The following is a 13,053-nucleotide window of genomic DNA, read 5'->3' on the forward strand; positions in this document are numbered from 1 at the left end:
CTAGATAGTGAAAATCGGCTTTAGCGTTCCTTAAATAGAACGTAGGCTGCTGCAGTTTTTCAGGGCAATAAAAAAGGCCGCATTGCGCGGCCCTCTTTCACTTCAACAACTTCAGTTATCCAGCACCAACGCCCCAGCCTTCTCGGCCTTGCGCTTGCGCGCCACCAGCAGGCCCGCCGCAACCACGGCAATGCTCAGCAGAGCGGTGGAGATCACTTCCGCCCGATGATCCGGACGGATCAGCATCAGGGTCAGTACACCAACGATGAAGAAGATGGTCGCCCAGGTCAGCACCGGGAACGCCCACATCTTGAAGTCGATCTTCTCGCCACGCGCCATACGCTGACGGCGCATGCGCAGTTGCGATACGGCAATCACCAAATACACCAGCAGCGCGATCGCGCCCGAACTGGCCAACAGGAATTCGAACACCTGCGCCGGAGCAACGTAGTTGGCAAACACGGTCAGGAACGCCGCCGCAGTAGACAGCAGCACCGCATAGTGCGGCGTGCCGCTGGAGGTGGTGCGCTGGGCCATGGCCGGCGCATCACCGCGCTTGCTCAGGGAGAACAGCATGCGCGACGAGGTGTACAGCGCCGAGTTCAGGCAGCTGGTCACGGCGATCAGGACGACGATGTCGACGATCACTTTGGCGTGCGGCACGCCCATCAGTTGCAGCACAGTCTGGTACGAACCGACTTCAGCCAGCTCGCCCGAATTCCACGGCACCAAGGCCACGACGATGAAGATCGATACAAGGTAGAACAGGAAGATCCGCCAGATTACCGAGTTGGTCGCCTTGCTGATCTGCCGGCCCGGGTCTTTCGATTCTGCGGCGGCAATGGTGACGATTTCGGTACCCATGAACGAGAACATGGTGGTCAGCATCGCGCCCAGCACCGCGCCGAGGCCGTTGGGCATGAAGCCCTGGGTGTCGAACAGATGGCTGACGCCGCTGACCTGGCTGTTCGGCATGAAGCCGAAGATCGCTGCCAGACCGAGAATGATGAAGCCGATGATCGCCACAACCTTGAGCAGGGCGAACCAGAACTCGAATTCACCGTAGTTCTTCACGCTGAACAGGTTGGTCGCGGTCAGCAACAGGGTGATGACCAGGGTGAAGACCCAGATCGCCACGTCGGGGAACCAGGCATTAAGAATGGTTGCGGCGGCGTTCGCCTCCAGCGGGATGACCAGCACCCAGAACCACCAGTACAGCCAGCCGATGGTGAAGCCGGCCCAGTGACCAATGGCACGGTCGGCATACGTCGAGAAAGAACCGGTATCCGGCGAGGCTACGGCCATTTCGCCGAGCATGCGCATCACCAGCACTACCAGCGTGCCTGCGGCGGCGTACGCCAACAGCACGGCCGGACCTGCGGCAGCGATAGCGTGGCCGGAGCCGACGAACAGACCGGCGCCGATCACGCCTGCGATGGACAGCATGGTCACATGCCGTTGCTTGAGCCCCTGAGCGAGGTCATTGGAATTGTGCGTACCGCTCATAAAACTACCTTTGCAAAGAATGGGGGATCTTCCCGCGTTTGGAGCCGCAATGCCCTTGTGAGGCGCCCTGCGGTTCGTGGCAGCTTGATAGCAATGAGCGGGCCAGCTTGATGACCGGCCATTCTGAAACACTCTGTAACCACGACTTATAAGGCTTGCGGCGCTTTCAGCCAGTCGTTGACCGAAAGGCCGCCAACCTTGCCCGACTTTCCGTGATTACTGAAATACCCACTTACAATTAGAAATGGGCGCACCATAACCAACCACAGGTAACACCTTTGCAAATTCATGGTGCGCAAAAGGTGCAACCGCCAAGCGCAACCACGTCTCTAGCCAGGTGTTACCAACCATCGCCGTGACCAAATACGGCTTTCCAGCAGCGGCCAAAACTGGCACCATCGCGCCTTTTTTCATCATGGCTCCGGCCCCGCGAAGCGAAACGGCGGACAGCAGCGCGACAGTCCACTGCAGCGATGCGACACCCGCCGTTCCCGCGGCCGACCACCCTGCTCGACCTTGTTGGCTGTGATCCGAGCGCTATGCTAGCGTGGCGCCTCGCCAGGAAGGCCGCCAACAGCAGAACGCACCGAATCAATGAGGACCGCACATGGCCCAGGCCACGCCAGCACTGGAAATCCGCAACCTGCATAAACGCTACGGCGACCAGGAAATTCTCAAGGGCATTTCCCTCACCGCCCGCGACGGCGACGTGATCTCCATCCTCGGCTCTTCCGGTTCCGGCAAGTCCACCCTGCTGCGCTGCATCAACCTGCTGGAAAATCCGCATCAGGGCGAAATCCTGGTGGCGGGCGAGTCGCTCAAACTCAAGTCCGCGCGCAACGGCGAACTGGTGGCCGCCGACAACAAGCAGATCAACCGCCTGCGCAGCGAAATCGGCTTCGTCTTCCAGAACTTCAACCTGTGGCCGCACATGAGCATCCTCGACAACATCATCGAGGCCCCTCGTCGCGTGCTCGGCCAGAGCAAGGCCGAGGCCATCGAGCACGCTGAAGCGCTGCTCGACAAGGTCGGCATCCACAACAAGCGCCACAGCTACCCCGCCGAACTCTCGGGCGGCCAGCAACAGCGCGCGGCCATCGCCCGCACCCTGGCCATGAAACCCAAGGTCATCCTGTTCGACGAACCCACCTCCGCGCTGGACCCGGAAATGGTCCAGGAAGTCCTCAACGTCATCCGGGCCCTGGCCGAGGAAGGCCGGACCATGCTCCTGGTGACCCACGAAATGGGCTTTGCCCGCCAGGTCTCCAGCGAAGTCGTCTTCCTTCACCAGGGCCTGATCGAAGAGCAGGGATCGCCGCAGCAGGTTTTCGAAAACCCGACCTCGGCGCGTTGTAAGCAATTCATGTCCAGCAACCGCTAACGGAGCAACACGCATGCAGAACTACAAGAAATTCCTCCTGGCCGCTGCCGCCACGCTGGTGTTCTCGGCCAATGCCATGGCCGCCGAAAAACTCAAGATGGGCATCGAAGCGGCCTACCCGCCGTTCAACAGCAAAGACGCCAGCGGCCAGGTCGTCGGCTTCGACAAAGACATCGGCGACGCCCTGTGCGCCAAGATGAAAGTCGAGTGCGAAGTGGTCACCTCCGACTGGGACGGCATCATCCCGTCGCTGCTGGCCAAGAAGTACGACTTCATCGTCTCCTCGCTGTCGATCACCGACGAGCGCAAGCAAGCCGTTGACTTCACCGACCGCTACTACTCCAACAAGCTGCAGTTCATCGCGCCGAAAAACGTCGACTTCAAGACCGACAAGGACTACCTGAAGGGCAAGACCATCGGCACCCAGCGCGCCACCCTGTCTGGCACCTGGCTGGAAGACACCTACGGCAGCGACATCAAGCTGAGCCTGTACGACACCCAGGAAAACGCCTACCTCGACCTGACCTCCGGCCGTGTCGACGCACTGCTGGCTGACAAGTACGTGAACTACGACTGGCTGAAATCCGATGCCGGCAAAAACTACGAGTTCAAAGGCGAGCCCGTGGTGGAAAGCGACGAAATCGGCATCGCCGTACGCAAGGGTGACCCACTGCGCGAGAAGCTGAACGCCGCGCTGAAAGAAATCATCGCCGACGGCACGTACAAGAAGATCAACGACAAGTACTTCCCGTTCAGCATCTATTGATTCGCCCCGACCGGTACCGCCTTGCGCGGTGCCGGTCCCTTGAACACTCCTGCCCATGAATATTGATCTACACGGATTCGGCCCGGCACTCGCGGCCGGCACGCTGGTGACCGTCAAACTGGCGCTCTCGGCGCTTTGCCTGGGCCTGGTGCTCGGCCTGCTCGGCGCCCTGGCCAAGACCTCGCCGCGCAAACCGCTGCGCTGGATCGGCGGCACCTACTCGACCATCGTTCGCGGCGTACCCGAGCTGCTCTGGGTGCTCTTCATCTATTTCGGCTCCGTCACCCTGATGAGCCAACTGGGCGAACTGCTCGGCATGCCCGGCCTGGAGCTCAGCGCCTTCGCCGCCGGCGTCATCGCCCTCGGCCTGTGCTTCGGCGCCTACGCCACGGAAGTGTTCCGCGGCGCGCTGCTGGCGATCCCCAAGGGACACCGTGAAGCGGGCATGGCCCTGGGCCTGTCCAAAGGCCGCATCTTCTCGCGGCTGATCCTGCCGCAAATGTGGCGCCTCGCCCTGCCGGGCCTTGGCAACCTGTTCATGATCCTGATGAAAGACACCGCGCTGGTCTCGGTGATCGGCCTGGAAGAAATCATGCGTCAGGCGCAGAACGGCGTGACCACCAGCAAGGAACCGTTCACCTTCTACCTGGTGGCGGCCTTCATCTACCTCGGCCTGACCGTACTGGCCATGACCGGCATGCACTTCATGGAAAAACGCGCCGCACGCGGCTTCGCGAGGGCCAACTCATGAATTGGGAAGTCATCATCAAGTGGCTGCCACGCCTGGCCCAGGGCGCCACGCTCACGCTTGAGCTGCTGGCCATCTCCGTCATCGTCGGCCTGATCATTGCCATCCCGCTGGGCATCGCCCGGTCGTCGCGGCTCTGGTATGTGCGCGCCGTGCCTTACGGCTACATCTTCTTCTTCCGGGGTACTCCGTTGCTGGTGCAACTGTTCCTGGTCTACTACGGCCTGGCGCAGTTCGAGGCGGTCAAATCCAGCGCGCTGTGGCCGTACCTGCGCGACCCGTTCTGGTGTACCGCGCTGACCATGACCCTGCACACCGCCGCCTACATCGCCGAGATTCTGCGCGGCTCGCTGCAGGCCATCCCGCGGGGCGAGATCGAAGCGGCGCGGGCGCTGGGCATGTCCCGCGCTACCGCGATGCTCCACATCATGCTGCCGCGCGCCGCGCGCATTGGCTTGCCGGCGTACAGCAACGAAGTGATCCTGATGCTCAAGGCCAGCGCCCTGGCCAGCACCGTCACCCTGCTGGACATCACCGGCATGGCCCGCACGATCATCGCCCGGACCTACATGCCGGTAGAGATCTTCTTCGCTGCGGGCGTGTTCTACCTGGTGATCTCCTTCGTGCTGGTGCAAGGCTTCAAAGGGCTGGAACGCTGGTTGCGGGTGGACGCCGCGCAAGGCCGCTGATCTACCTCCCACAGACTCACCTTCTGTGGGAGCTAGCCTGGATCTAACGCCCCCCCACAGACTCGTCCTCTGTGGAAGCTGGCTTAGATCTAACTCCCTCCCACAGACTCTGTGGGAGCTGGCTTGCCAGCGATGAGTCCCTCAAATCCCCACACAGCTCACGCCCGGTCCACACCCATGCCCCACCTGGAAAACGACCAACTCCTCCCCCGCTTCCAGGCCCTGGACCGTTTCCTTCGCCAGCATCACCCCCTCTGGCACCCGCGCCCCTTCACCACCCTGCACCTGTCGTGGGAAACCACCCACCCGCAGCTCGCCGAGTGGCTGCGCGCCCGCACACTGGAACAGGCCGAGTCCGCCCACAACCAGCCCCACACCGTCCCGGCCCCGGCGCCTTATCCACAACTCGCCGCCGAAGCCCAGACGCTGTCTGCCCTTGGCGACTTATCCACAATCGCCCTCACCCCGGCACCATCACGCCTGAGCACCGACGTCCCCGGCCGCAAATGGCAGCAGATCGAAGCCTTCGCCGCCCACCTCGACTTCGCCCGCCGCCCGAGTCAGTGGCTCGACTGGTGCGCCGGCAAAGGCCACCTCGGCCGACGGCTACTGCACCCGGATCAACACCTCACCTGCCTGGAATACGACCCCGCCCTGGTCGCCGCCGGTGAACAGCTCAGCCAGCATCATCACCTGCCGGCGAGCCACCACCTCCAGGACGTCATGGCCGACAGCGCCGCCGCCCGCCTTCACGCCGACCACACCCCCGTGGCCCTGCACGCCTGCGGCGACCTCCACGTGCGCCTCATGCAACTCGCCAGCGCCGCCGGCTGCGCGCAACTGGCCATCGCCCCGTGCTGCTACAACCGCACCGCCGGCCCGCATTACCGGCCGTTATCCACAGCCGCCCGTGCTTCCGCCCTGCAACTCGACCTCGACGACCTTGGCCTGCCGCTGAGCGAAACCGTCACCGCTGGCAGCCGCGTCCGCCGCCAGCGCGACCAGTCCATGGCCCGCCGCCTCGGCTTCGACCTGCTGCAACGGCAACTGCGCCAGACCGACGACTACCTGCCCACCCCCTCACTGCCCGGCGCTTGGCTGCAAAAACCCTTCGCCGACTACTGCAGCGACCTCGCCGAACTCAAAAGTTTGCCAATAAAGGAAGCACCGGACTGGGACGCACTGGAAGCTGCCGGCTGGCGGCGCCTGGCCGAAGTGCGCAACCTCGAACTCCTGCGCAACCTCTTCCGCCGCCCGCTGGAACTCTGGCTCGTCCTCGACCGTGCGCTCTACCTGCGCGAACGGGGCTACAACGTCCGCCTCGGCACCTTCTGCCCCCACCCCCTCACCCCGCGCAACCTCATGCTGCTGGCGGAACAACCTGTGGATAACTCTGTGGGCAACTTCCCCGCAAAAACGTGAACCACGCCCGTCGCGTCGGATTTTTCCACTTGAGGCTTTTCGGCTCATCTGCTAAAGGCCAGCAAAAACAGCCATTTGGTCGCGCGACACTGTGACGCGGTCGCGCACATGCATGGGGTGCAAGGGGTCGATGTGGTTTGTGCATAAGCGTTAAAGCGAATTACGCGGCCGCAGCTCAGATCGACTCTCACAACCCCCGCGCCACCCATCCCCCCATCTAACTGTAGGAGCGAGCTTGCTCGCGATCAGCCATCTCACGCCCGCAAACCCTCAAAACACCGGCCCCAACGATCCTGCGCCCCAAGCCCCCAAAAAACGCCCCACCAGAAACGCCAAAAGCCCCGAAATACGGGGCTTCAAACAGGATTGCAAGGAAGTGGTTTACAGATCCAAACCGATCGCTATAATGGCGGCCCTACCGCCGGTATAGCTCAGATGGTAGAGCAACTGACTTGTAATCAGTAGGTCCCGGGTTCGATTCCTGGTGCCGGCACCATATAAGGGTTCAGAGAAGGCTTTCAACATCTCTGGAACCCCAGAAAAACCCGCCTTTTGGCGGGTTTTTTCGTTTTTGGGTGCTATCAGATTCTTGTGGTGGCCAGCGCTAAAAAGGGGGGGCTCCAGTGCTCCGCCCGCTGCTGCTGCCCTGGCTTTGCGAATACCACAAGGGACGGACTGCTCCTGACTGACAGTCCGGCATGTCCCGGTCATTGAATCGCTGCGTCACACGACTCGGGATCTCGCGGCATGCCCGCTCAGCAGCAGAGCCCCATCTCTGGGGGCGGGACAAAATAAATCCCCTTTTTCCTGTCCCCTTTTTCCTTGAGGAACATCGCTTCGCTCTGCACGATTTGAAGCGCCGCGGCATCACAGATACCCCTGGCGACCGCAAGCAGAAACAGGATGCCAACGGTCACCGATACGAGTCCATGCTATACACCTACGATTTCAGCCTGCCGCTTGTATCTCCCTCCGCGGAGTAGTCCTCAGACTCGATCTCTCTTGACTACCAGACAGAAGCATTGCCATCCTCTGCAAATGATGGCATTAGGCCTGTCACCACGAGCAGCGTTACTAACAAGGAAAGTTTTATGCCCAAAGGCAATCCAACAGCCGAACAGCTTTGGCAAGGCGAAGTATCTTTTTTTTCCCTAGACACCGATTTAATACAATCTGCCGGATATAAATTTGAGAGCGGAGCTTTAAAACAACTACCAAAGCAATTGCCCGACACAATGAGCCTTCAACTATCAGAAGTAGTTGCAAGAGAAATAATTGCGCATCGTATGGAGAGTGTCAGCAAAGCAATAGACAGTTTCAAGAGTTCCTCTGGAGACTTAAAAAGATTAGCTTAAATCCCAATGACTGCTATTGATGATAGTTTTGACAAGCTAACCGTGGAGCACTCCGCATCTCAGCATTTCCGCCAGCAGATCAGAGACTATGTGGACACCTGCCAAGGTACTATACTTCCAATTGAGGGAGAGCTCTTGACGGCGCGTATCTTTGAACTTTATTTTCAGCCTTCGCCTCCATTTGGGATACGTCAAAGCAAAAAATCAGAGTTTCCGGACGCCACCTCTCTACTTTTGCTGGAAAACTATGCGAAGGACCAAAATACAAAAGGCCTGCTTGCGTCGGCTGATGAAGGATGGAGCAAGTTTGCAGAGTCATCTGACTACTTATACTGCGTCAAATCCATTGACGAACTTACCGCATTGTTTGCTGCAACTGGCGACCACGCTAAAGCGATCGAACAAAAAATTACAGACTCAATCAGTAACGACACGTCCCCACTTAAAGACAAGCTTCACGATGCAATTATCAACCATATAGACAATTCAGAATGGGGAACTTCAGATATCACTACAGGTTCTGTGAGCAGGGTCGAAGCCGACGTCTACGATAAAACCTTAAAAAGTTATGAGATTGACTCTGCAGAAGTTTGGTCTGCGGGTGATGACAAAACAACCTGGGTGATTGAACTTAACATCAGCGTCGTAGTAGACATTCAGATAGAAGTAGAATTTTTCGCATGGGACTCAATCGATCGGGAAGAAATCTCTCTAGGGTCAGAGCTATTCCATTCTGAGAGCAATATCGAGGTTGAGGTGTTTCTCACTTGCTCCGGTGTTGAGAGTGAGTCAGAACCGGACGATTGGGAAATAGAGATCGAAATTGCGCCTGGGGATTACGAATGTGAGCCGGAAAGTTTCGAGCCAGATCTCAGCTAACATCCCACCCGCTCGGGCCTTGGATATGAGGCTTCACGTACCAGTCTAGCGACTGGCTGTACCATATCTGGCCTTCACACCTCCGACCAAGTACCAGACATCCTGCTAACCCATTGATTTGTCTACAACGAGCGGCGTTCTTGTAGTCAGTATGTCCCGGGTTCAATTCAAGGTGTCGGCACAATATAAGGGTTCAGAGAAGGCTTTCAACACCTCTGGAACCCCCGAAAAACTCGCCTTTGGCGGGGTTTTCGTTTTTGGGGTTCCGTCGTAGCCCGAGTGGCGCCGGTCGATCTGAGATATTCGTCTGCTCCAGTGAACTGCGTTTCACCGGGGAACGAGTTCGGTCTCACGCGCGGACAGCTTGAAGACCCTCGACGCGCCAAGCGTCAGGCGTTGCGCGGAGTGCCATTTTCCACCAGAGGAATAAGGTGGGGCAGACAGGGAGAAAATTTATGTTCCGCTTTTCGTGAGTGAGGACAATAGGTCCCTTCCCTTATCCCTCGCCCCCTTTTACTCAGCACAAACCCTCCTCCGAAATCCTTAAAACTTGCACTAATGGCAAAAAGATGGCACACATATGCATGGAAGGCTATCCTCATCCAAATGGTTTGGATACCGAATTCTAAATTGCATGGACGAAAAAATGGATTTTGAAGTTCTGATAGATAGTAGCTTCGTTGACATCAATATAGATCCAAAGCTAGTACCTATTGAAAACAAAAGGGTTCTTAGCCTAATCAATGATTTTGAGGACGGCGACTGGAGATATGCAAAATTTAGCAACTTCATATGGGACAACGTTGCGCAAACGGCGCTCTCTCATAAAGAAAGGAAAAGTCTAGAACATCAATCACAGTCAATGCTTGTTCGGTCTGCCGAGAATTTAAGGCTAACCGACAAGGAAGAAGATATTAGTAAAGGCAGTGAACTCGCAGAAATTGTTTTATATGCAATCATGAAGCATAAATACAAAGCATTTCCGGTTGTCCCCAAAATATTCTATAAGCAAAACTCTCAAGACAATGCTAAAGGTGCGGATAGCGTTCATATAGTGCCGGAGGGAGACAATGAGTTCTCTTTATGGTTTGGAGAGGCAAAATTCTATAACAGCATTGAAGACGCTAGACTTCCAAGCATCATTACTTCTGTTGGAAACTCATTAAAGACCGACAAATTAAAAAAAGAAACTAGCATAATTACCAATCTAGCAGATATAGACGAACTAGAAATAGCAGACACACTTAAAGAAAAAATAAAATCATCTCTGGCTCACACGAACTCTATCGACACAATAAAACCAATAATCAATATACCCATATTACTTTTGCACGAATGCGAAATAACAAACACCTGCACATCGCTTAGCAGTGAATACAAAAATAACATAATAAATTTCCATACGGAACGATCAAATTCTTATTTTAAAAAACAAATCAGCAAACTAAACGGCGTTCATCTGTATGAAAAAATTAAATTCCACATCATTCTTTTTCCAGTACCAGAAAAAGAGTGCATAGTCGATACATTCGTCAATACAGCAGAGCATTACAAGACTCCACCAGGGAAGAAAAAGGGTTGAGAAATGGACATTTTTGAGGAATGCAGCGAAATCAATGATCTGATTACGACCCGCAGCGACTTTGCTGCTCGAAACAAACTAATAAAGCTTCTTGATTACTTTCAAAGTGAGAATCTTGAATACACTCCCCTCCTAAATAATTTGATAAGGCAAACAGGTCTATATCCCTACCTAGACGCAAGTAAATCAATTTGGCAGGATCGCTACGCACACGAGTCTTTCAAGGTCGATATAGGGGCCTCAGAAAAAGTAACGTTGCATAGAGAACAATCTTTACTCTTAAGCAAGCTTCTGTCTGGTAAGAGCATAGCCGTCAGCGCCCCCACAAGTTTCGGAAAAAGCTTTGTAATAGACTCTTTTATATCTATAAAAAAACCCATAAACATAGCTATTATTGTTCCAACAATCGCTTTAACTGATGAAACTAGGCGCCGTCTGCAAAGAAAATTTGGTGACCATTACAAAATAATCACTACCACTGATGAAAAGCTTGACGAAAGAAATATATTCATATTTCCCCAAGAGCGAGCAATCTCCTACGCTGATAAAATCGACACTTTGGATATGCTTGTTATTGATGAATTCTACAAAGCAAGCTCCGTTTTCGACAAAGAAAGATCGCCTGCACTTCTTAGAGCAATTCTTAAACTTGGGGAAAAATCAGTCCAGCGATATTTCCTCGCACCCAATATAAAAAATCTTAAAGATAACGTTTTCACTAAGGGCATGGAGTTTTGCAGCCTCGACTTCAACACCGTATTTCTTGAAAAGCATGATCTCTATAAAGATATCGCTAAAGATGAATCACGAAAGACAAAAGAACTTTTACGTATTCTCGATTCCACAACGGGGAAAACGTTGATTTATGCAGGCACATATTCAAACATCAAAAAGCTTTCTACGCTGATACTAAGCAGCCGGACAAAAGAGCCGGAAGATATCCTGACTGCTTTCAGTAAGTGGTTGGCAAAAAACTACGATCCAAACTGGACTTTAACCCATTTAGTGGTACGAGGAACTGGTATTCATAATGGCCAACTCCATAGGTCACTAAGTCAGATTCAGATAAAGCTATTTGATGAACCAAATGCCCTTAAAAATATAATTTCGACTTCATCAATAATTGAAGGTGTAAATACCTCTGCGCAGAATGTTGTTCTTTGGAGTAACTTGAGTGGAAAAGGCAGGGCCAGGATTACAGACTTCACTTATAGAAACATAATAGGTCGTGGCGGCCGTATGTTTCGCCATTTCATAGGCAAGATATATATATTAGAGGAGCCTCCCCAAGAAACTGAGAACACGCTGGATTTACCAATCCCAGATGAGATCCTTTCTAATTTAGACGAAAGCACCGCTTACAGTGATCTCACACCGGAGCAGGTCGCGAAAATAATCGAATACCGAGAACGAATGACTGAGCTTGTTGGGGGCGATGTCTATGCTGGAATTAAGAGTGACGCATTGATTCAAAACAGCGACTCTTTTTTGATTATGGATATTGTAAGAGATATAAAAACGAATCCTACATCTTGGAACGGATTTGGCTACCTGAACTCTAATGACCCGGAAGCCTGGACTAGATTTCTATTTAAGATAATCAGACTTCAACCTGGAGTATGGGGGACCGAGCACACGAAAGTTGTTGAGTTTGTAAAAATCCTTTCGAACAACTGGAGCAAATCCATACCTCAACTTCTTCAAGAGCTTGATGCTGTAGATATTGGAATCGAGGACTTTTTCAAGCTAGAGCGAGTTGTCGCCTTTAAGCTATCAGCACTATTTAGCGACGTAGCGGCAATTCAAAAGAAAATGCTTGGCGATCACGCACAAGACATTTCACAGTTCATTTCAAAATTATCTCACGCCTTCCTGCCAAAAGTTGTTTATCAACTCGAGGAATATGGCCTTCCCCGAAGCATTTCAAAATTGATCCACAAAGCCGGAATAATAGACTTTTTTGATGAGTCGCTAAATATTTACGAAGCCATTTCTATACTTAGGTCTGAAAACACCAGCGGACTCAAGAAGTTCATCGGCGAGCTAGACAATTTCGACCTGTATATCCTCGACCATTTTTTTGAGGGAGTGGAAACTACTAAAGTACAGAAAGCCACATAGACCATATTTATGCGATCCATGATCTCCACCTACCGCAAGGTGGAGGTCAGGCTTACTGATGAAAAACTTTTTCCCGTTATCACAGCTCAAAAATTCGCCATTTATCTCATCAATACCCCATAAACAATCAGACTGAACCCTGCATAAAAAACTCAACTGGAACTTTGAAAAATTCAGAGAAGCCTTTTATCTGCGCAACCGTCATTTTTCTCTTATTGTTCAGAATTTCTGAAACCGCGCTTTGGGTTGCTATACCAGACAAATCTTTTTGCTTCACACCTCTATCCGAAATCAGAAAGGCCAATGCTTCCGATTGAGAGGAGTAAGGGATCAACACTGTTTCAGCTTCGTACTCATACACCCGATCAGTAACCAACTCCGCAAGGCGCGCAGCGGCATGATGCTCACTGTCTGCGTGTGAATAAAGCTCATCAATTATCGCCATCCGCCCCTTCAAGTCTTCATCACTTTCAATGGGGTCGTGACATGTAGAAAAAAGTTGAGAAAGCGTAGCCATCTGATCGTTTAGACCATCAAGCATTGGTGAAATGTTAGCTATGAGGAAATCTAGTCCAGTGGCTTCGATCTTATCAAGTGTCATTTC

Annotated in this window: 13 protein-coding genes and 1 tRNA gene; 10 read left to right on the top strand and 4 right to left on the bottom strand. The window is 53.6% G+C overall.

The window, feature by feature from the left end; translation table 11 throughout:
• Nucleotides 1-111: 111 nt before the first annotated feature.
• Nucleotides 112-1,506, bottom strand: coding sequence for a GABA permease (gene gabP, locus DM374_RS23335; protein WP_110971999.1), 1,395 nt, complete (start codon nt 1,504-1,506; stop codon nt 112-114).
• Nucleotides 1,507-1,722: 216 nt separating this feature from the next.
• Nucleotides 1,723-1,920: a hypothetical protein gene (locus DM374_RS33250; RefSeq protein ID WP_157969740.1), complete on the bottom strand. Its 198-nt coding sequence runs from the start codon at nt 1,918-1,920 to the stop codon at nt 1,723-1,725.
• A 193-nt stretch (nt 1,921-2,113) separates the two neighbouring features.
• Here DM374_RS33250 and DM374_RS23340 point away from each other — a divergent pair, with 193 nt between their 5' ends.
• The 6 genes from DM374_RS23340 to DM374_RS23365 all read left to right on the top strand — a co-directional run bounded on the left by DM374_RS23340 (nt 2,114) and on the right by DM374_RS23365 (nt 7,008).
• The gene (locus DM374_RS23340; protein ID WP_110972000.1) at nt 2,114-2,887 is read left to right on the top strand and encodes an ABC transporter ATP-binding protein; all 774 of its coding nucleotides are present in this window, start codon (nt 2,114-2,116) and stop codon (nt 2,885-2,887) included.
• A gap of 13 nt (nt 2,888-2,900) precedes the next feature.
• The gene (locus DM374_RS23345) at nt 2,901-3,653 is read left to right on the top strand and encodes an ABC transporter substrate-binding protein (protein WP_110972001.1); all 753 of its coding nucleotides are present in this window, start codon (nt 2,901-2,903) and stop codon (nt 3,651-3,653) included.
• 55 nt (nt 3,654-3,708) lie between these two features.
• Nucleotides 3,709-4,404, top strand: coding sequence for an ABC transporter permease (locus tag DM374_RS23350; protein ID WP_110972002.1), 696 nt, complete (start codon nt 3,709-3,711; stop codon nt 4,402-4,404).
• Nucleotides 4,401-5,090, top strand: coding sequence for an ABC transporter permease (locus DM374_RS23355; RefSeq protein ID WP_110972003.1), 690 nt, complete (start codon nt 4,401-4,403; stop codon nt 5,088-5,090). Before DM374_RS23350 ends, DM374_RS23355 begins: the two co-directional genes overlap by 4 nt.
• A 177-nt stretch (nt 5,091-5,267) precedes the next feature.
• On the top strand, nt 5,268-6,512 hold the full coding sequence (locus DM374_RS23360; protein WP_110972004.1) for a methyltransferase: 1,245 nt from the start codon (nt 5,268-5,270) through the stop codon (nt 6,510-6,512).
• 420 nt (nt 6,513-6,932) lie between these two features.
• Nucleotides 6,933-7,008, top strand: a tRNA-Thr gene (locus DM374_RS23365).
• A 259-nt stretch (nt 7,009-7,267) separates the two neighbouring features.
• On the opposite strand, the gene DM374_RS34465 is transcribed toward DM374_RS23365, so the two are convergent.
• A complete protein-coding gene (locus DM374_RS34465) occupies nt 7,268-7,429 on the bottom strand; it encodes a hypothetical protein (RefSeq protein ID WP_157969741.1) in 162 nt (53 codons plus the stop codon).
• A gap of 174 nt (nt 7,430-7,603) precedes the next feature.
• Here DM374_RS34465 and DM374_RS33810 point away from each other — a divergent pair, with 174 nt between their 5' ends.
• The 4 genes from DM374_RS33810 to DM374_RS23385 all read left to right on the top strand — a co-directional run bounded on the left by DM374_RS33810 (nt 7,604) and on the right by DM374_RS23385 (nt 12,449).
• On the top strand, nt 7,604-7,867 hold the full coding sequence (locus DM374_RS33810) for a PIN domain-containing protein (protein ID WP_225422567.1): 264 nt from the start codon (nt 7,604-7,606) through the stop codon (nt 7,865-7,867).
• A gap of 6 nt (nt 7,868-7,873) precedes the next feature.
• Nucleotides 7,874-8,746, top strand: coding sequence for a PIN domain-containing protein (locus DM374_RS23375; RefSeq protein ID WP_225422568.1), 873 nt, complete (start codon nt 7,874-7,876; stop codon nt 8,744-8,746).
• 646 nt (nt 8,747-9,392) lie between these two features.
• A complete protein-coding gene (locus DM374_RS23380) occupies nt 9,393-10,328 on the top strand; it encodes a HamA C-terminal domain-containing protein (protein WP_177431595.1) in 936 nt (311 codons plus the stop codon).
• A 3-nt stretch (nt 10,329-10,331) separates the two neighbouring features.
• Nucleotides 10,332-12,449: a DEAD/DEAH box helicase gene (locus DM374_RS23385; protein WP_110972006.1), complete on the top strand. Its 2,118-nt coding sequence runs from the start codon at nt 10,332-10,334 to the stop codon at nt 12,447-12,449.
• A 127-nt stretch (nt 12,450-12,576) separates the two neighbouring features.
• On the opposite strand, the gene DM374_RS23390 is transcribed toward DM374_RS23385, so the two are convergent.
• The gene (locus tag DM374_RS23390; RefSeq protein ID WP_110972058.1) at nt 12,577-13,050 is read right to left on the bottom strand and encodes a helix-turn-helix domain-containing protein; all 474 of its coding nucleotides are present in this window, start codon (nt 13,048-13,050) and stop codon (nt 12,577-12,579) included.
• Nucleotides 13,051-13,053 lie beyond the last annotated feature (3 nt).

Origin of the sequence: Pseudomonas huaxiensis (assembly GCF_003231275.1) — a bacterium.
GTDB lineage: Bacteria > Pseudomonadota > Gammaproteobacteria > Pseudomonadales > Pseudomonadaceae > Aquipseudomonas > Aquipseudomonas huaxiensis.